The sequence below is a fragment of the Sphingobacterium sp. 1.A.5 genome (assembly GCF_002734235.1).
GTDB classification, from domain to species: Bacteria; Bacteroidota; Bacteroidia; order Sphingobacteriales; family Sphingobacteriaceae; genus Sphingobacterium; species Sphingobacterium daejeonense.
Map to the genome: position 1 here is coordinate 1 of NZ_PEBA01000024.1, position 20,574 is coordinate 20,574.

Below are 20,574 nucleotides of genomic sequence, written 5' to 3' on the forward strand. Positions count from 1 at the left end.
AAACCTTCCAGTTCGACAGAGAGGGTCCGCTTGCACATCTTGGCGATCAGCAGGACCAATCTCTCGAAATTGAGCTTCCGGTCCCGGGTGAAATGGGTTTTGGAATTCCTGAAAAGATTGAGCAGCAGAGGGTCTGTTAAACAGATAGAAATAAAATTTTTTAGGTCTGAGACGATTTTAAGTGCTATTTTTACATCGGCCATAAACGCGGTTGTTTAGATTTGTTTAGTAGTGAATTCAAAATTAAACATTTACGTGATTTATGGCCTTCTTTTTTTCTTAACTTAATGACATTGCCCCATGGGGTTTTCTCGCCGTGGCAGGTGTCCCCACCTGCCACTGAAAATATGCCAATTACCTTATTTTTCCTAAACTTAATGACATTGCCCCATGGGGTGTAACTATTATAGATACATAAAGAAAGATCTTCAACCCTGTAGGGGTGTAACTATTATAGTCTAGTGTCTAATGTCTATTGTCTACTGTCTATTCTAATTTTATCCTTCAAAAAAATCTTTCCCATCGTTTCTTTATCCAACGCCTTCATATCAATCAACTTCAAATCTTTCACCATTTTTAAGGTATTTGTCTTGTAATATTGAAAGTGTAGTGTTTTTAGATGATCCTCATATGCTTTCTGGTTCGCATATATTTCCAAAATCCTGATTTTATATTCATCATCTTTGATTTCCATCGGAAAAATAGAAACTACCCCTTCTTCTTTAAGAATAGACTCCCTTGCCTCATAAATTAATATCTTCTTATATTCCTCCCAATATTCGGGGTGAATTTCAAGTTCAGCCATCCTGACCAATTGGTGGTCGCCATGCCCTTTTCTATCAATTTCTTCAATTCCTTGAGAATAAGCCGTCAGGCTCAATAAAAAAAGCATAACCGCAGCTATAGGTTTTATCATAGACATAAGACACAAGACATAAGACATTAGACCTTAAACAATTCTCCTAACAAAATGTACATTAGACAATTTACCAATATATCCAGACATCATACCAATTCTTTTGTCTTATGTCTATTGTCAAATGTCTATTCTAGTTATTAATCTGTTGCGCTTGTTGCCCTACCGCACGTTCGCCAACAATCTTGATTTTATCCAATTCCGTTGTCAACTGTTTTAATTCGTCTGAATTGAATCGATAAGCCGCTGAATCAAAATTTTCTTGGAGATGAGCCCATTTTGTGGTACCTGGAATAGGAACAATAAATTGTTTTTGAGCGAGCAGCCATGCCAAGGCAACTTGTGCTACGGTCAAACCTCTATGGTCACCAAATTCCTTCAAGACATCAATCAATGGCCAATTGGCTATAATAGCATCTTTTTGATACCTAGGTAGAGCTGCTCTGTTATCATTCGATGGAATGTATTTGGTTCTTTCGTTTATATATCCGGTGATCAGTCCTCGGCTTAATGGACTGTATGGCACAAAACCTATTCCTAACTCCTCGCAAACAGGGATTACTGTTTTTTCTGGCTCTCGCGTAAATAATGAATATTCACTCTGCAAAGCAGTTACTTGCTGAACAGCATGTGCTTTTCTGATGTTGTCTACATTTGCCTCACTCAGACCAAAATTGCGAACTTTTCCGGCTTGAATCAGATCTTTTACCGTACCTGCTACCTCTTCCATTGGCACATTCGGGTCAACCCGGTGTTGATATAAAAGATCGATATAGTCTGTTCTCAACCTCTTTAAAGATTGTTCTACTACCCTTTTGATGGTATCTGGTCTGCTGTCTAATCCTTTAGAAGGCATTCCATCAACAAATCCAAACTTCGTTGCGATCAATATCTCTTTTCTGATCGGTTGCAAGGCCTCACCTACCAATTCTTCATTGATCATTGGACCATAGGCTTCTGCTGTATCAAATAGATTCAAACCCAATTCTGCGGCTTTTCTAATTAGATTGATACTCATCTGTCGATCTGGGACAAAGCTTCGATGGTAACTCATACCCATGCAACCAAGGCCAATAGGAGAAACTTCCAATTGATGTTTCCCTGACCCTAAAACTCTCTTTGAGCCCTGTATATAAAGATCCTGCCTAAAGGAATTTATACTTTTACTTTCGTCAGCCTTCACAATATTGCTGCTAATAAAACCTAATCCCGCCAATGCACCCATTTTCAGAAATTCTCTACGGTTATTGATATTAGTGTTTTTCATGTCTTTGATTTAGTTTATTCAAAGGTCTATACATAAGTTAACAATTTAGTTATACAGATTACGGATTTATCTACCATCATTACTGTTAAAGTACTGATTTCCTTTGAATTCATCTTTTCCCTTGATTTAGACGTCAGAAAACATCATTTTTATAGAAAAGGAAGGATTATGAAACTACATTCTATAGATACGGGATTCTTTAAATTGGATGGTGGCGCTATGTTTGGTGTTGTTCCAAAGAGTATTTGGCAACGGACCAATCCTGCTGATGAGCGTAATTTATGTACTTGGGCAACTCGCTTGATGCTGATTGAAGACGGCAAAAGACTTACATTGGTGGATACCGGAATCGGTGACAAACAAGATGAAAAGTTCTTTAGCCATTATTATATGCATGGGGATGACACCTTAGATAAATCCTTGAATAAATTAGGTTTTCATCGTGATGATATAACCGATGTCATCCTAACTCATCTACATTTTGACCATTGCGGTGGTGCGATCGTCCGTGAAGGTGAGAAGTTATTGCCTGCATTCAAAAATGCGAGATATTGGTCCAATAAAGATCATTGGGAATGGGCGGTTAATCCAAATCCACGAGAGAAAGCTTCATTTCTAAAAGAAAATATCCTTCCGATCCAAGAAAGCGGACAATTGAATTTTATTGATATCAACAGTCCACAATACGATTCTCAGATTGATATGCGTTTTGCATATGGACATACTGAAGCAATGATGTTGCCTCAAATACAATATAAAGGAAAAACAATTCTTTATATGGCGGATCTGCTGCCTTCGGTTGGTCATATCCCAATAGCTTATGTAATGGGTTATGATGTTAGGCCCTTGGTAACTATGCAAGAAAGACAAGATTATTGGAAAGAGATTGTAGACAACGAATACATTATGTTTTTAGAGCACGATTCTGTCCATGAATGTGCCACACTTCAATATACTGAAAAAGGAATTCGACTAAAGGATACCTTTAAATTAAGCGATATATAACTCTGTAAACTATGTCTATAGATATTAAGAAAAGATTTGACCGTATTGTCGAGATCCTGATTCAACTTCAATCTAAGCGTGTAGTTAAAGCTCAGGAATTAGCAGATCGGTTTGATGTCAGTCTCAGGACAATCTATAGAGATATCAAGAGTTTAGAGCAAGCCGGAGTTCCCCTTATTGGTGAAGCAGGAATGGGTTACAGCATTATGGATGGCTATAGGTTGCCGCCAGTAACCTTTAGTAAAGAGGAAGCGCTGTGTTTTGTGGCGACAGAGAAGCTGGCGGAGAAATATTTGGATCAAACGAGTGCTGCACAATATGCTTCAGCACTGATGAAAATAAAGGCAATCCTCAAAAGCCATGACCAAGATCTGGTGACCAATATGCAGGACCAGATCATCATGCGAAAACAGCACGTTCCTATTTTTCCAGAAAAAGTTCCCCATGTTTTAAGTACTGCCATCGAGGCAATAGCCAATAAAAAGCAAATTACAATTCTGTATCAAGGAATAAAAGACGACACGGCACAGCATAGAGTTATAGAACCGATAGGTATAGTCCATGAAATTGGATTTTGGTATATAGTGGCCTATTGCTTGCAAAGACATGATTTCAGACAGTTTAGAAGTGACAGGATCGATGATATTACTTCCTCGGAGATACCTTTTAGTAAAATACATATTCCGATGGATGAATATTTAAGTAGTCAAAAGCATCCAGAATTACCAAAGATAACCTCTAAAATAACAGTTACCCGTGAGTTTGCGCCCTATATACGCTGGCAAAGAAACAATTATGGTTATAAATCAGAGCGTAAATCTGGAGACAAAATAGAGATGACGTTTGAGTGCAGGGATATTGAGGAAGAATTCCCACGTTGGCTGATGATGTTTGGTGACAACATAAAAATAGAAGAGCCTGAAGAGCTTAAGCATAGCTTTAAAAAACTCTTTCAGGCCATTCAAAACAACATAAATAGTATTGTTTAAGCTCCTTGATAAGGATACGGGTGTTTCCACGGAGCTCTATAGTTTCTTTTTAATCTTGCCGTAGCTTCTTCATCGCCTACACAAATTTTCTTTTCAGGATCATATACCAATGGCCTACCCAACTCCATGGATATATTTGCCAAGATACAGGAAGCAGATGAGATATGCCCTTCCAACACATCAGCAACAGGCAAGTGATTATTGTCAATCGCTGAAAGTAGATTTTTCATTTGACCTCTCGTTGCTGGTGCAGCATTCAATTCTATTCTAGGTTCTTTTAAGTCTTCTGGAAATTGTTCCCTTTCGTATACTACGTCCCTTACGATCTTATCTCCTTTTGTAGGGATAAATTCCCATTTCATTGTACTGCCCTTTAATGTTCCCTTATCTCCATAGATCACAAATGCCCAAGGAAACTCTGGATCGGCAGCTGTCCCCCATGTTCGGTGGTTCCATACACATTCCAGTTCATCATATTCAAAGATCGCTGTTTGGGTATCAGCAATATTGGATTTTGCTTCTTTCTGCACATACGTCCCTCCTGTGGCAGATATTTTCTTTGGCCAGCCCAAATTCAGCATCCAGCGCACCGTATCAAACATATGTACGCACATATCCCCAGTAATTCCATTTCCATACTCCATAAATGCTCGCCACCAACCTCCATGTGGCAATCCATCGTATGGCCTAAGTGGGGCCGGTCCAGTCCACATTTCATAATCCAAAAATGCTGGAACAGGCTCCTCAGGTGGATTTGCATTACTTTTCATATGATAATAGCAGCACATCTCTACATGGGAAATCTTTCCCAACAATCCTTTGCCTATGATGTTATCCTTGGCATCTATCATATGTGGCGTACTTCTCCTTTGGGTTCCGATCTGAACTTTCCTGTCGTGTTTACGCGCAGCAGCCACTATTGCCTCTCCTTCCAATACATCCACGCTTATTGGTTTCTGCAGGTATACATGAGCACCGTTTTCAATCGCTGCAATTGCAATTAAAGCATGCCAGTGGTCAGGAGTCCCCACTAACACCACATCAGGCTTGTTTTCCTTCAGCAATTGTCTATAATCTGCATATTTCTTGGGTTCCTTTTTGGATTTCTGTTTTTGAGAAATCAAGGTCGCCGCTTCATCCAGATGTTTCTTGTCTACATCGCACACAGCAACTACCTCTACATCAGCTACCTGTAGCAGCCTGAACAAATCACTCTTTCCATACCAACCAGCACCTATCAGCGCAACTTTGCGAGCCTTTAATATTTCTTTAGCAAAGCCGGCATTTTGAAGAGCTGTTAATGACAACAAGGCTCCGGCTCCTATAATAAATTGCCTACGGTTAAGGTTTACGTCTTTCATGTAAGTAATTGGGTTTATTGAGGTTTAATATATTAAGATAGGGATTTTGGTGGAAACTGCAAAATAACATCTCTTATTCAAGGGTTCTCCATCTAAAACTATTTTCCTACATTTGGCACAATCAATCAAAACCCTTAAAACCAGCAATGAAATACTTTTTGTCGTTTATTTTCATTATTTCTTTTATTTCTTCCTATTCCCAAGACGAGCGAAAACCTGTAGTTTCATTCGAAGATGCTTATAAACGCGATTATAAAGCCACCAAAATATCATCCGACCAACCTAGAATCGATGGTAAATTGGATGAAGACATCTGGAAAAATCAGGGCGAATGGTCCGAAAAATTCTCGCAGGTTATTCCATTTGAAAGAGCATATACGGGGTCGTGGACAAAAATGAAAATCTTTTTCGATGACAAGAACATCTATGTCGGAGTCTATTGTAAGGATATTCACCCCGAAACCATGAATGCCTTTATTGGTAATCGGGATGATAATAGCAATGGTGATTTAATTTCCATAGCATTTGACCCCTACCATGATTATCGGGCTGCTGTTGAGTTTAACATCAACCTAGGCGGCAACAAGACTGATCTTACAGTAACGGATAAATTGTCTGTTAACCTCAGCTGGAATGCCGTTTGGGAAGGTAGAACTCATCAGGATTTGGCAGATTCGAGCTGGACTGCAGAATTGAGAATCCCATTCAATCAAATCCGATATAATCAAAAGAATGATGACGGAATCTGGGGCTTGCACGTGCGAAGGATTATTCGCAAAAATAATGAAGTACAGAATTGGAGTATGATTCCGATCAAAAATAATGGTCATGTATTTTCATTCGGTACCATGCAGGGTATGCAAGATTTACCGAAACCCAAAGGCATCGAATTTCTGCCCTATGTCATGACAAAATTGATCCGAGAACCAAAGATTGCCAATAGCCCATATCAAGACGGAAACCGTTGGAAACCAAATGCCGGACTGGATGCAAAATTTGCCATCTCAGATTATACCATGGATCTTTCCATCAATCCCGATTATGGGCAAGTTGAATTGGACCCTTCCGTAATGAACCTAACTGCCTATGAGGTATTCTATGAAGAAAAGCGGCCATTCTTCCTCGAAGGTAAACATATCTTGGAATTTGACAATAACGAAGGCGGAATGATGTTCTATTCCCGTAGAATAGGATCAAGGCCTCGCTATCAGGTCCCAAATGTTGACAATGAGCATGTTTTTGCCAGTACAACCGATTTTGTTCCTATCCTTGGCGCCATGAAACTTACCGGAACGAACCGAAAAGGACTTACAATAGGTATTCTTGAAAGTATTACCGCCAGAACATCCCAAAAGGTAACCAATCTAGGAACAGGAGAAGAAAAAATTCAGACTGAACCTTTGACGAATTATACCGTAGCCAGAGTTCAGAAAAATTGGGACGGAAATACTCTCCTTGGCGGGATGATCACCTCTGTTAACCGAAACCTGAGCGAACCACACTTAGAGAATTTCCTTGTCAAAGATGCACTTTCCGCTGGAGTAGACTTTACCAAATACTTTTCCAACAGATTATATTATGTGGAAACCAAGGCTATGTTCAGTACCCTCTCCGGCTCTTCGGATGCCATTATGGCTATCAAAAACAATGCTACTCATTTTTATCAAAGGAAGTCAGGAGCTGAATATTTAAAAATGAATCCGGATGCCAGATCCTTAAGTGGAACTGGCGGTTATATCAAAGCTGGTAAAAAAGGTAATGCGCAGTGGACGTATGCTGAAACCTTTAGTTGGTCATCGCCAGGATTTGATCTCAATGAGGTCGGGTACCTTAAACAAACGGACTATAAACTCAATGAAACAGAACTAGCATTTCGCAAAACAGATCCTTGGGGACCATTTAGAGCTGCTGGAATAACGCTGACCCAAAGAAATGTATGGAACTATGGCGGAAAATCCATGGATAACAATCTGGGGGTGAGATTTCGCAGCCTAACGATCAAAAGACGTATAGAAATGGATCTTAAAGAGGCATTCAGTTGGAATACTGTGGATAGCCGTATGCTAAGAGGTGGTTATGACTTAAGGTATAACCCTAACTTCACCCATACCTTTTCCATGAATTCTGACCGTGCGAAGCGTGTATTTCTAAAAGTCGATTACGATGGAAAGCATTTCTTGGATGGTGAAACCAGATATAATCAAATCAGACCATCCTTGACGTTTAGGATTGGCAACCATATCCATTTGGTAACTCAATTCAATTATGCTTGGAACAAGGATAATCTTCAATATGTTGCCACCGTTTCGGATGCTCAGCAAGCCGACGTACCTGAATCTTATATAATGGGTAGAATGCGCCAGGAAACTTATGGATTTACCTTTAGGCTTCAAGGGAATATTACCCCTGACCTTTCCATTCAATATTACGGATCCCCATTTACTTCTGTTGCACAGTATGATCGATTTAAATTCGCTACAAATACATTAGCAAGCAAATATTCAGACCGTTTCCAAGAGTTTACACCTGATGAAATCAGTTCGACAGATGGTATATATAGTATCAGCAATCCGAATGCTTCAGGAACTTTCAAAGATCCCAATTTTAGTTTCAATGAATTCAGGTCAAATTTAGTTGCCCGTTGGGAATATTTGCCAGGTTCTACGGTTTATCTTGTTTGGGAGCACAATCGTTCGGGCAGAATGCCGATCTATCAACCGGGTTGGGGCTCTAACATCGACCAGATCTGGGGGATTGCTCCAACGAATACGTTTATGCTGAAAGTGAATTATTGGCTGGGTTGGTAGCCCTTCGGTCCGGTGGCTGCCCTTCGACTACGCTCAGGGACCGAGTCGAAGCCCAAGGACCGGACCAGGCTACGGATAAAGATGTTTCACAAAGAAATCTCTCCGTTTCTTTTCGCCGTATTCGCCACCTGATGAATGTCCCATTCCGGGAATTACAACCAATTCATGGTCCTTATTGGCTTTGATCAATGCATTCGAAAATTGATAGGTCGAAGCAGGATCTACATTATCGTCAAGCTCTCCTACTATCAGCATCAGCTTTCCTTTTAACCTATTGGCATTTACAACATTAGAACATTCTTCATAATGTTTTCCTATAGGCCATCCCATCCATTGTTCGTTCCACCATATCTTGTCCATTCTATTGTCATGGCATCCACAAGATGCTACCCCAACCTTATAAAATTCAGGATGAAACAATAACGCCCCTGCTGCACTTTGTCCTCCTGCTGAGGTGCCGTATATGCCTACTCGGTCCAAGTCCAAGTATGGGTATTTAGCAGCTGCTGCCTTCATCCACAGAATGCGATCAGGGAAACCAGCATCTTTTAGATTTTTCCATGCCACATCATGGAAAGCCTTTGAACGATTAGAAGTGCCCATTCCATCAATCTGCACCACAATAAAACCAAGTTCGGCCAAATCCTGCATTCCTGAAGGATTCGCATAAAAAGATTTTGGGACAAATGAACTATGGGGTCCCGCATAAATATATTCAATTACCGGATATTTCTTGTTAGGATCAAAGTTAGTAGGTCTAATAATAATCCCCCAGATATCCGTCTTTCCATCTCTTCCTTTGGAATTAAAAACTTCAGCAGGTTTCCAGCCTATATCATTGAACTTATTTAAATTAGATCTTTCTATATCCATGACTACTTCGCCTGCAGAGTTTCTTAAAACAGTGACAGGAGCCTGATCGATTTTGGAATACCTGTCAACAAAATAACTATAATCTCTACTGAAAGTCCCTTCATGATTTGCCAACTCAGGACTCAGATCTTTTAGATTAGATCCATCCAAATTCATGGAATAATAATGGATGAAATAAGGGTCTTCGTCTTTATTCATTCCAGATGCAGTAAAGAAAATCTTCTTTTGTTTCTCATCCACCTTCAGAACTCGACGGACTACCCAGTCCCCTTTGGTAAGTTGTTTTTTAACTTCACCATTATTGCCATCAATCAGATATAAATGGTTCCAGCCGTCCCTTTCCGATGCCCAAATTATTTCTTTGCCATCATTTAGGTCATAGCGGAATTTTTTGCCAGAATAATCTATAAAGGTTTTACTGGTTTCATTTAATACAGTTCTTGTTTTTCCCGTGTTTGCATCCATCTCCATAATTGAATACTGTTGATGTCCGCGCTTGTTGTATTCAAAGGAAACACCATGGCTATCCTGTCTCCAATCTAATGCATACAATGCAAATTGATTATCAACCATCGCTTTATCTACCGTCCATAACTTTTTAGTTTCCAAATTATAAACAATTGGAAAATATTGGCTCAGGGTGTCTCCTGGCTTTATATAATCTTTTGTATGAACCTTCAGCTGCAACTGATCTATCGGCGATGATTCTATCAAAGTGAGCTTTCGAACTTTAGCCTTTTGTACCTTTGAACTAGAGATTTTCTTTCCATCAGGCGACCATAAAATCATCGAAGAATAAAAGAAATCTTCAGTACCATCTTTGGTGATTTGTTGTTCTGAATCTTCCTTACCCTTATCTGCAATATAGATATTAAAATCCTTTAAGTAAGCGATTTTGCACTTGTCAGGAGATTCAACAGGATTGCCTTTGCTTTCATCAATTCGATGTCCCCAATAACCCATAGGTTTTTGATCTACTGAATCAAGTTTAGTAAGGACCTTGTTTGAGCGGTCCCATTTCCAATGGAAACCATCATACTGAAATTTCACTGTATCCCGGTCTACTAACTTAGGAAGACCTTTCTGGAAAAAATAAGGGTCAATGTTGGATTTTAGTTCTACAAACAAGGCATTCTGCAGGTCATTTAATGGGAATAAATCACCCTTTGTCTTGGCGACAGGATCAACGATGACTAACTCTCGACGGCCTTGACCATTTTTCTCGTACCAAAAAACATCCCCTTTCTCGCTCCAATTTATTTGAATTACATCATTATCCAGACCTTGAGCCAAACGTCTTTTTACAAATTCTGAACGCTTATAATCCTCTGGAGTACCTTGTGAAAAGGCAGAAAATGAAATAACAGATATGATGAAATATAGGAAAAGATGTTTTAGCATGATATAAGATAAGTATTTATGTGATTTTATTCACATATTTCCTTTTCACAATTTTACTTACGCTATACATCATTACAATGGTCAGGATACTGATTACAACGACAATATATCCCATAGTTGTATAATGTTCCAATGGGCTTTCTGGTGTTTGTTGAACGATAATCATTCCCGCGATAATTGCTCCAATCCCTCCTGACATCTGCTGTAAGGAAGCACTTACGCTCATAAAAGCTCCGCGATCCTCTTTGTCTGGAACCGCAGACACCAATGCTGAGGATGGTGTTACCCGACTTAATATACCCATCATCATCAATATATTAAGCACTACTACCAGAACAAAAGGTGTAGGACCTAAAGCGGTATAGATTAAGACCATAATCATCATCCATGTGGTTGCTATCGCAAAGATCTTAAACTTGTCAAACCTATCACTGAGCCATCCTACCAAGGGCATGATGACCAGGGAAGCAATACCCGAAATCATAAATAACTGTGGTAGTTGTTCATGTGTAATATGGAGGTTGTTTACGGCAAAGACACTTCCAAAAGGCATCATCATAAATCCACCGATGGACAGCAATGCAGTTGCCAAAAAACCTATTCTATAATCTCTACGGGTAAATGTGTTCCATAAATGCTGAAGAGCTGATTTATTTTTTTGTAGTCCTATGTGTTCGGTGATGGATCTAAGTTTCAACGCAATCAAGATGGCGATAAACACAGCTAATATGGCGATCATCAAAAAGGCACTCTGCCAACCCCAAGCATTGCCGATGTATAAGCCAATTGGAATTCCCAAAACTTGACTGGCTCCAAATCCCATCTGCACAAAACCCATTACCCTTCCTCTTTGATCCAGGGTAAATACGTCCGTAATAATGGCCATGGAAATAGACCCGATTACTCCTCCAAACAAGCCGGTTACCACCCTTGCAGCCACCAACATGGTATAGTTAGTAGAAAATCCGCAGAGAAATGTACCGATGATAAATCCGGTGTAGAAGAAAAGAAGTAATTTTTTACGGTCAAAGCGATCTGCAAATCCCGCTGTTAGCAATCCTGAAACTCCGGCACTGAAAGCATAGGCAGAGACCGCAACACCAAACTGTGCAGGCTTTAAATCAATGGCTTTCATCAACATGTCCCCCATGGGCGACATAATCATAAAGTCCAGTACGACTGTAAACTGTGTAAATGCAAGAATAAAGATAACAAGCTTCTGATAGCCGGTAAGTGGAGATTTAGCGATTGATTCCATAGACGGAGATAAAGGTAAGCATTGTGATTAGTATTTAGTAGTAAGTATTTAGCAGTTAGATTGAGTGTATTATCTTTATTGTTGTTAATGGTAATTATGTATGTAATTTTTATTTGAATATGCTCAAATCTGTAATAATCCGACAGGAAAACCCTGCTGACTATCCAATTGTTTTTGATTTGATCAAAGAATCTTTCAAGAACGAAGAACATACTGACCATCAGGAGCATTTTTTGGTGGAGAGATTGAGGAGTTCAGATGATTTTGTTCCAGAACTATCTTTAGTAGCAGAGATTGACGGTAAGATTGTTGGATATATCTTGTTGACTAAGATCAAGATTATAGGAAAGGAAGTTGTTGGGAGTTTGGCGATGGCGCCAGTAGCAGTATTGCCAGAATATCAAAATCAAGGTATCGGTGGGAAATTGATTGTTGCGGCTCATAACATGGCGAAAGAGCTCGGCTTTGAATCGGTTATTGTTCTAGGACATGAGGGGTATTACCCAAAATTTGGTTATAAACCAGCTGAAAGTTTTGGGATAAAGCCGCCATTTGATGTTCCAAGCAAGAATTTTATGGCGATAGAATTGGTTGAAGAGGCTTTGGAAGGTGTTGAAGGTGTGGTGAGATATGCCGAAGAATTTGGATAGGCGAATTTTTTATAATAGTTACATCCCTACAGGGTTGAGTGGCGAATTAGCCATGGTTGGTGTCCCCACCAACCATGAATTCCGGTAACCATTTAAAAATATTCATTTCTGATTTAAAGAAACATGCCACACCTATGCCGTTGGTGTTTGAGGTGAATTCCATTTCTATAGATATTGCATGCCGATGGCATTTAAGAGATATATCATACCTCCGGCATTTAACCCCAATGGGGTTTCTCGCCGTGGCAAGTGTCCCCACCTGCCTATAATAGTTACACCCTACAGGGTTGAATGGTGTCTACGCTAGTTCTCCATAAAAGCATAGGCTATCATGTGGCAGATATGCATATGGCAATCTTCTACGCGGCCGTAATGATCTGAATCGACTTTGAGTACAAGGTCTGCCATGTCGGCTATCTTGCCTCCTGCTTTGCCGGTTAGGGCTATCGATAATATTTTATTGTTTTTGCAGTATTCAACGGCTTTGATCAAGTTTGGCGAATTGCCGCTGACGCTCATCATCATGACCAGATCGCCTTCTTTTGCGTAATTTTCCAATTGCCGGTAAAATATATCATCGTAGGAATAATCATTGCCTATCGCCGTGATCCAAGCTGTATTATCATTCAATGACATACATCGGAACCTACGAAAGGTTTTATCTGAAGCTCCTTTTCCTAGATCGGTTATAAAATGTGAGGCATTGGCGGCACTACCTCCGTTGCCAAACACAAAAATCTGACGGTCGGTCTTCAATGCTTCGGTAAATTTCAATATTATTTCCTCAACTACAACTAAAGGAATGGAGTCAATTGCTGCTTTATGTTCGGTTAGATAATGATCTAAATAGTTTTTCATAATTAAAATGTGTTTAGGTATTCCTCAGCTATTAGATTAGCTAATGATTATTTTAAAGTTGATTTTGCCAATTCAAGTGCTCCAATGGGCACCACATCTTCCGCCAATTGTGCGATTTTAATTTCAGGTGCCGGTAAAAATGCTTTCAACAGATAATTGTCCAGCTGTTTAGCAATCGGTATGGCGAGAGCATCACCCAGCAATGACAGCCCTCCTCCTATTACCAGGACGTCGGGATGGAAAAGATGAACGATATGCGAAAGTGCAAAAGCAAAGTCATCGGCCACTTCATCAACGATTTGTTTTGCATCCAGATCTCCGGCTTCCAAAGCCGGTTTTAAAAGTGTTGCTTCTGGTCCATGATCTGCCTTTGACAGACTAGATAATATGCTTTCAGGATTTTGATCAATGTACTGCCTTACGCGTTTGTTGACTGCCCAACCTGAACATTTTGACTCCAACGTTGCACCAAATTTATCCATTCTGATATGACCAACCTCTACCTCTCCAGGTACTTTCCCATGATAGATCGATTTTTGAATCACAATTCCTCCACCGATTCCACTTCCAATGGTCATATAGAAAACTATATCGCTCCCCTTTCCATGACCGTAAATCGCTTCACCCAAAGCTGCTAGATTTGCATCATTGTCTATGCCGACTGGTTTTCCTGTCAGATTCTCCAACCAAGACCTTAAATTGAAATTCTCCCAACCATCGATCTGATGAGATACCTGAATCGTACCATCCTTCCAATTTACCGGCCCCCCAAATCCAATTCCAATTGCTGATATAGTTTCCATCTGTGGTTCCCAAGACTCCAAACATTCTTTGATATGATCTTGTATGCCCTGAGCGGCTTTAGCAGGATCAATGGTATACCGTTTTCTTTCTGCTATATTCCCTTCTTTATCACCTACGACCAACTGAAGCTTGGTTCCTCCAATTTCAATTCCAATAAATCTTTCTTCCATGATGTATTAATTCTCTAAGGTTGTCAGTTCCTATGTTATTGTAGATTTATCTGTTCCAATTGGTTTTTATAGATTTCCATTATCTGTTTCAAGGCTGCAGGATTTTCCTTGAAATCTCCTTCATATTCGATTGACAATACTCCCGAGAAGTTGTTTTCTTTCAACAGCTGCATCAAGTCCAAGGTTGGGATATTTCCGCTTCCCCAGACAACGTCCAAGCCATCTGCAGATTCCATCGAAACATCCTTGAAATGCAGTGCCATTAATCTGCTCTCGACTTTTTTCAAACTTTCCAAGGGATCCAAGCCAGAACGAAGCCAATGACCAACATCCGCACATACTCCAATCAAAGGACTTTTATCAGCCAGCTGAATCATCAATGAATCGGGATTCCAATACATCGAAGGTTTCGCATGGTTATGGATGGCAAGCTTAATTTGATATTTCTCGCAGAGGTCTTCTATCTGATCCATAAACTTAGGGTCAGGCTCTGAAACGATAAGCGGGATTTCCATAGACGTGGCAAATTGAAAAAGTTTTTCCCAATCTGCATTGCTTGTTGGACTGATTACTCCAATATCTGCCAACTTAACCTGTTTTTCTTTCAACAGTTCTTTTACCTTTAGTTGGGTGGCTTGGTCCATGTTGAAATCTATCTTACCATCTAACCCAGCCCCTATCTGTTGTCCAGGAAAAATTCCTATTTCATCAATTCCTAATTCTTTTGCCTTATCGACAGCTTCAAAAAATGTTCCCTCTCTAAAGGTATAAGCCAAAATTGCGAGATGCCAATTGGCGGGTTTAGACAAATCCGAATTTTTCGTGGAGTCAGACTTTTGGATATTGGATTGATTTGTTGAAGATGTTGGATTACAGGCCAGCAGTAAAGCCAAAGCAGCTATTTGTAGAAAATAACAAAACTTGATTCTCATAGGGTCTAGAATTGAATCCTAATAACAGCATAAGATTGATAATAAAACGGTAGAGGTTCGATGATCACTTAGAATGTTATTGAGGATGGTTAGGTTTATTATTACATAAATAACAATAATATTCAAATAATCAAAACAAGAGGGTTTATAACGATATATAGAATAGTTACCTATAAACAGGTAATTTTTAAATTACCTTAAAATTAATGCCTCCTATCTCCTATTTTTAATTATGAGAAAAATAAAATTCACACTACCTACAATTGGCTTAATTGCCATTTTTTTTCTTACAACATCATTATTTACTGCTTGCAGCAAAGATGAAAATGGCAATCCCAACGGCCACAATGTAAGATATGAGGTTACAGGAAACATTACTGTTCCGGTTACTATTCAGTATACTCCTACGGTTGACGAAAACGGAGATTTTGACGATGATTATGAAGTTACCACCAACCTGCCATGGGAAAAAGATGTGGTTATAGCTTATAATGCTTCAGGTGTAGGCTGTAATGTTTCCGCAGACGACGCAAGCCCTGGACAACAAGTAACTGTCAAGATTTTCGAAGACGGCAAAGAAGTAATCAACCATAAAGGTGTCGTTGATGCAGACGGAAATCTGCAGATCAGCTTGAACCATGTTTTTAAGAGGTAAAAATTAATTTTTAGCATCAAGGGCAAAGGGTCGAATTAGTTACTACTAAATACTATTGTTATCTTTGCCCTTATGTCTACAGGGTTAATTTCACAAGATACTATTATTGCATTAGCGACCTCTCCAGGTGCTAATGGTGCTATTGCTGTTATTCGTCTTTCGGGATCTAAAGCGATTGCTTTGGTCAATGAAGTCTTTAAAGGTAAAGACTTGACAAAGCAGGCCTCTCATACTGTTCATTTCGGAACGATTAGGGATGGCGAAAGCATTATCGATGAGGTTCTGGCAACTATATTTGTCGGACCCAATTCGTATACGAAAGAAGATACTGTAGAAATATCGACTCATAATTCGGCTTATATTATTGAGCGAATTATTACCCTATTAATCAAAAAAGGTGCTCGAGCGGCACGTGCTGGGGAGTTTACATTACGCGCGTTCCTAAACGGCGGTATGGACCTTTCTCAAGCTGAAGCTGTAGCCGACCTGATTGCCTCCAACTCAGCAGCTTCCCATCAAATCGCAATGCAGCAGATGCGCGGCGGCTTCTCAAACCAACTGAAGAAACTCCGTGAAGACTTGGTCCACTTTGCCTCATTGATCGAACTGGAACTGGATTTCTCTGAAGAAGATGTGGAGTTTGCCAACCGTGATCAATTAAAAGCCTTGATTCAGCAGATTCATGCTGTAATCGCTAAACTAATCCGTTCGTTTGAACAAGGGAATGTGTTGAAGAATGGGGTACCGGTTGTTATTGCCGGAAAGCCAAATGTCGGCAAGTCTACCCTACTCAATGCTTTATTGAACGAGGAACGTGCTATTGTTTCTGATATCGCGGGTACGACACGTGACACGATTGAAGATGAAATCAATATCAATGGTGTAACTTTCCGTTTTATCGATACTGCAGGTATCCGTCATACAGAGGATGTTGTTGAAGCCATCGGCGTGGAAAGAACTCGCGAAAAAATGAAACAGGCAAGATTGATTATCTACCTCTTCGACCCTACCCAAGACCAGATCTCAGGTGTGCAAGAACAAATTGAATACGTGGAAGGACTGAATATTCCATTTGTCACTATTATTAATAAGTCTGATCTGATCACGGATGATCAAAAAGAAGAATATTCCGTGCTGAATCCGATCTATATTTCTGCTAAACACCAAATCGGAATTGAAGAACTGAAAGAAGAACTCCTAAATCAAGTTAACCTTTCGAATATCAACACCGATGATGTCATGGTAACCAATATCCGCCATGTGGAAGCTCTGCAAAATACACAGGAAGCTTTAGAAAAGGTGTTGTATGGAATTGATAACCCGATTACTTCGGATTTCCTGGCAATGGATATTCGACAGGCGTTACATCACTTAGGGGAAATCACCGGGACAGTTACTACGGATGATTTGTTGGAGAATATTTTTAGTAAGTTTTGTATCGGGAAGTAACTAACTTCCCAATTAACAATTATCTCCAATCCTATTATCTATAGTCCAAATATGCGGAAAAACCCTACCAGTGAGTTAGGTATAAAACAATTTAAATTTTAATTATTCTTTAACGATTTGTAAATAGTAACCACTAACACTAAAAAACTTATGAACAGAGCTATCCAATTACTTGTCGAAAATAAAAAAATAGTTATAGCGGTTTTGTTGATTTTATCTGCCATAGCTATTTATCAATTTGGTAAAAGAGTAGGTGAATTTACATACTTAATTACTCATTAAGCCGAACCATGTAAGAATTGTTTATTCTTAAGAATAATATTTTAAACAATTTGACATGGGATTATTGTTGGTATTTAAGTATTGATATAGGTTTGTCCTTAATAATTTTCATTAATTCTAATAAAGGCCATTTTAGTTGAGAATATTGGGATTTGGATGTTATTTCTTTTTCTCAGCATTAGAAATTAGTCCTTTATAAAATAGAAAAAGCAGGTCATTTCTTGATCTGCTCTGCAATTAGTTCCCTACCCTCCAATAGCCTCCTTTTGTTTCCCTTATCGACTATTATTTGTTTTTTAAATAACTTCCAGGTCATCTTATTTTTGCGTGATTGAATTCTCAGAATACTTACGCACGGGTGATATTAGCAAATAGATATAACGAATAGTATCTTATTATAACACGCATTAAATTTAAAGCTAGATTAAGGGCATTTTTTTGTGATTATTATTCAGAATGGTGTGTTTTTATAATATCTTTTAAATAAATAGTTGTGTTTGGTGAAGAATTTATTTTTTCACATTACGGAAATTATTATTTTTATATTTAATATCACACTATTTTATACCAAATTAAACAATAAACTATGAGAAACTTAAAAGTAATTTTGCCCTTGCTATTTATATTGGCAGGGTGTAGCAGAAATGATTTAGACCAACCGAATGAAACTCTAAATGACAAAGAACTCAGTAAAAAATCACGTGTAAATGTCCAAGCTTTCGAACAATACGGTATTTGGACAACAAATGTACCAGCAGGTCAAAGATTAACAAAAACTTTCAATGGCGATCTTTCATTTAATTCTACACCAAATGGAAATCCAATAATAGAGGTAGACTCTAGAGCTGGAAATAGAAGTCAATATATTGATGGATTTGGGTATACGCTTACCGGGGGTAGCGCTGAATTAATTGATAATATGTCTGAAGGACCCAAAAGTGCATTGTTAAATAATCTATTTGGATTTACACAAGCAGGTCAAAATAAAATTAATGTTATACGCATAGCTATAGGATCTGAAGACTTATCTAGAAATGCGTACACCTTAAATGATAATCCTCCTGGAGGTATAGATCTTGCTCAAAATAATTTCAGTTTATCGAAAGATGATAGAAAAATTCGAGTATTGAAAAGAATATTACAAATTAATCCAAATATCAAAATAATTGCAACTCCATGGTCTGCACCTGCATGGATGAAGGACAATAATAACCTACAAGGTGGCCGTCTTAAAACAGACTCAAATAATGGTAACCAAATTTATTATGAATCCTATGCAATCTATTTCAGGAAATATGTTGAAGCCATGAAAAATCAACATGGGATCCAAATTTGGGCTGTCACACCCCAAAATGAACCGCAGAGCGGCAATCATTTACCTAGTATGATCATGTATGATTTTGAACACATCAACTTTATTCAATACCATTTATACAACAAGTTAAGTTCGCTATCTAACAGACCTCTTATCATAGCATATGATCACAACCCAGGATTTGAGTCTGCTACAGGAATGACCGGTGTAAATTATGTTCGTAACTTATTAAATAATAACGATTTATTCAATAAAATTGAAGGGATTGGATGGCATTTGTATTCCGGCAGTATAAATGATTTATCCACGATTCATAATGAATTCAAAGATAAAAGAAACCCTCCTATCGGCACTTTCTTTACGGAACAGTGGTTACAGAGAAAAAGTTATTTTGATAATGGAGATTTCATGTGGCATATAAATAATATAACGATTGATGCACTCAATAATTTCAGTAGAACTGTTCTGGAGTGGAATCTCGCAAGTAATCCTAATACAGATATCCGTACATCGAATACTCCAGGTGTTGCTTGTCAAGACTGTATGGGGGCTGTTACCATAGACGGTTCATCAAATTATTCATTTAATGTTTCTTATTACAGTATTGCGCACGTATCAAGATTTCTTGGTGATGGTGCCCAAAGATTATTTCCCAAACCGCATTCAGTAGGAAATATCAAATATGCAGCCTTTGTCAATGATAAATCTCCATATGCTCGAATTATGTTGATAGCTAATGATAATGATCAAGCAAAGAATTTAAATTTAAAATATATTGATTACGACGGTAATGTAAAGTATGCGGCTATAACAGTTCCAGCAAAATCAGCACAAACTTACGTTTGGAAACAAAATTAAAATAAATAGAATAAGATAATATCCCAGTGTAAATTGGGATATTATTTTATGATGATTTTCAAGGAATATCAGCCGTTATCTTATCGCTCTTATTAAATTCTTTTAAGGATAGGTATCAAGTTGCTCGACTGCCTCACAATATCTTTAATAGGAGAAATTAATGAAAATGCATTTTTTGTTTTTAAAGCTCTGGCAAGATAGCTCATCAATATTGAAGGAAATGAGATACTGCGTTCTAATAATTTATCCAGATTCATTGATGTACCGAAGGATAAGTGGAGCGCTTGTCTGGGTTTTCAATTTTCTTGATGGGGTCCTTTGCATTCATTAATGACTTGTCGCATTAATCTATGATTGGTTGCATGGAGTAAAGTTAGAAAGAAGAATGATAGTGGTTAGGCTTTTCTATTTTATTTCATTAAGGAGGTTATTAACCTTATTTAATAATAAGGTGAAAATAATTAAAGAAACCATAAGAATATACCCATATCTTTCATTTGCTTCATTCCTATCAAATAACATAAAGTAAAATGACCCAATAAAACATATTAAGGCAATTGTTATAAGTATTTTCCGAACAAAAATTAAATTCATACTCAAAAATACTTATTATAATTAAAAAATTAAATCTCCCCTTTCAATAACTATCCCCGAATCTTTTGTCCAATAATGTTTACAAATAATCAGGCTTTTAAAATTAAGTTTTAAACATAATTATGGTTTT

15 protein-coding genes are annotated in these 20,574 nt (G+C 38.4%); 7 read left to right on the forward strand and 8 right to left on the reverse strand.

Annotation, left to right across the window (positions count from 1 at the left end):
• Positions 1-472: 472 nt before the first annotated feature.
• Positions 473-916: a putative quinol monooxygenase gene (locus CRT24_RS11895; protein WP_257214031.1), complete on the reverse strand. Its 444-nt coding sequence runs from the start codon at positions 914-916 to the stop codon at positions 473-475.
• 133 nt (positions 917-1,049) lie between these two features.
• Positions 1,050-2,183, reverse strand: coding sequence for an aldo/keto reductase (locus tag CRT24_RS11900; RefSeq protein ID WP_257214032.1), 1,134 nt, complete (start codon positions 2,181-2,183; stop codon positions 1,050-1,052).
• 168 nt (positions 2,184-2,351) lie between these two features.
• Between CRT24_RS11900 and CRT24_RS11905 the strand changes: the two genes are divergently transcribed.
• Together CRT24_RS11905 and CRT24_RS11910 are read left to right on the forward strand one after the other, a co-directional pair.
• Positions 2,352-3,188 (forward strand): MBL fold metallo-hydrolase, encoded by an 837-nt coding sequence (locus CRT24_RS11905; RefSeq protein ID WP_099371468.1) that lies wholly within the window; start codon positions 2,352-2,354, stop codon positions 3,186-3,188.
• An 11-nt stretch (positions 3,189-3,199) separates the two neighbouring features.
• The gene (locus CRT24_RS11910) at positions 3,200-4,177 is read left to right on the forward strand and encodes a YafY family protein (protein WP_099371469.1); all 978 of its coding nucleotides are present in this window, start codon (positions 3,200-3,202) and stop codon (positions 4,175-4,177) included.
• On the opposite strand, the gene CRT24_RS11915 is transcribed toward CRT24_RS11910, so the two are convergent.
• A complete protein-coding gene (locus tag CRT24_RS11915) occupies positions 4,174-5,538 on the reverse strand; it encodes a Gfo/Idh/MocA family protein (protein ID WP_099371470.1) in 1,365 nt (454 codons plus the stop codon). The genes CRT24_RS11910 and CRT24_RS11915 overlap by 4 nt on opposite strands.
• Positions 5,539-5,684: 146 nt before the next feature.
• Here CRT24_RS11915 and CRT24_RS11920 point away from each other — a divergent pair, with 146 nt between their 5' ends.
• Positions 5,685-8,345, forward strand: a complete 2,661-nt coding sequence (locus CRT24_RS11920) for a DUF5916 domain-containing protein (protein WP_099371471.1) — start codon at positions 5,685-5,687, stop codon at positions 8,343-8,345.
• A gap of 69 nt (positions 8,346-8,414) precedes the next feature.
• Here CRT24_RS11920 and CRT24_RS11925 read toward each other — a convergent pair whose 3' ends face one another.
• Entirely contained in the window at positions 8,415-10,619 is a 2,205-nt protein-coding gene (locus CRT24_RS11925; protein WP_099371472.1) for a S9 family peptidase, read from the reverse strand.
• Positions 10,620-10,635: 16 nt separating this feature from the next.
• Positions 10,636-11,877 (reverse strand): MFS transporter, encoded by a 1,242-nt coding sequence (locus CRT24_RS11930; protein WP_099371473.1) that lies wholly within the window; start codon positions 11,875-11,877, stop codon positions 10,636-10,638.
• 119 nt (positions 11,878-11,996) lie between these two features.
• Between CRT24_RS11930 and CRT24_RS11935 the strand changes: the two genes are divergently transcribed.
• Complete coding sequence (locus CRT24_RS11935; protein ID WP_099371474.1) at positions 11,997-12,527, forward strand: GNAT family N-acetyltransferase; 531 nt, start codon at positions 11,997-11,999, stop codon at positions 12,525-12,527.
• A 303-nt stretch (positions 12,528-12,830) separates the two neighbouring features.
• On the opposite strand, the gene CRT24_RS11940 is transcribed toward CRT24_RS11935, so the two are convergent.
• The 3 genes from CRT24_RS11940 to CRT24_RS11950 are packed head-to-tail and all read right to left on the reverse strand — an operon-like array spanning position 12,831 to position 15,291.
• Positions 12,831-13,385 carry an SIS domain-containing protein gene (locus tag CRT24_RS11940; protein ID WP_099371475.1) on the reverse strand — a complete coding sequence of 185 codons (555 nt, stop codon included), beginning with the start codon at positions 13,383-13,385 and terminating at the stop codon, positions 12,831-12,833.
• Between the two features lie 47 nt (positions 13,386-13,432).
• The gene (locus CRT24_RS11945) at positions 13,433-14,359 is read right to left on the reverse strand and encodes an ROK family protein (RefSeq protein ID WP_099371476.1); all 927 of its coding nucleotides are present in this window, start codon (positions 14,357-14,359) and stop codon (positions 13,433-13,435) included.
• Between the two features lie 35 nt (positions 14,360-14,394).
• The gene (locus tag CRT24_RS11950) at positions 14,395-15,291 is read right to left on the reverse strand and encodes a sugar phosphate isomerase/epimerase (RefSeq protein WP_099371477.1); all 897 of its coding nucleotides are present in this window, start codon (positions 15,289-15,291) and stop codon (positions 14,395-14,397) included.
• A 232-nt stretch (positions 15,292-15,523) separates the two neighbouring features.
• Between CRT24_RS11950 and CRT24_RS11955 the strand changes: the two genes are divergently transcribed.
• The 3 genes from CRT24_RS11955 to CRT24_RS11965 all read left to right on the forward strand — a co-directional run bounded on the left by CRT24_RS11955 (position 15,524) and on the right by CRT24_RS11965 (position 19,850).
• Positions 15,524-15,946, forward strand: coding sequence for a hypothetical protein (locus CRT24_RS11955; RefSeq protein ID WP_099371478.1), 423 nt, complete (start codon positions 15,524-15,526; stop codon positions 15,944-15,946).
• Between the two features lie 72 nt (positions 15,947-16,018).
• Positions 16,019-17,395 (forward strand): tRNA uridine-5-carboxymethylaminomethyl(34) synthesis GTPase MnmE, encoded by a 1,377-nt coding sequence (gene mnmE / locus CRT24_RS11960; protein WP_099371479.1) that lies wholly within the window; start codon positions 16,019-16,021, stop codon positions 17,393-17,395.
• Positions 17,396-18,263: 868 nt separating this feature from the next.
• Complete coding sequence (locus CRT24_RS11965) at positions 18,264-19,850, forward strand: hypothetical protein (RefSeq protein ID WP_099371480.1); 1,587 nt, start codon at positions 18,264-18,266, stop codon at positions 19,848-19,850.
• Positions 19,851-20,574 lie beyond the last annotated feature (724 nt).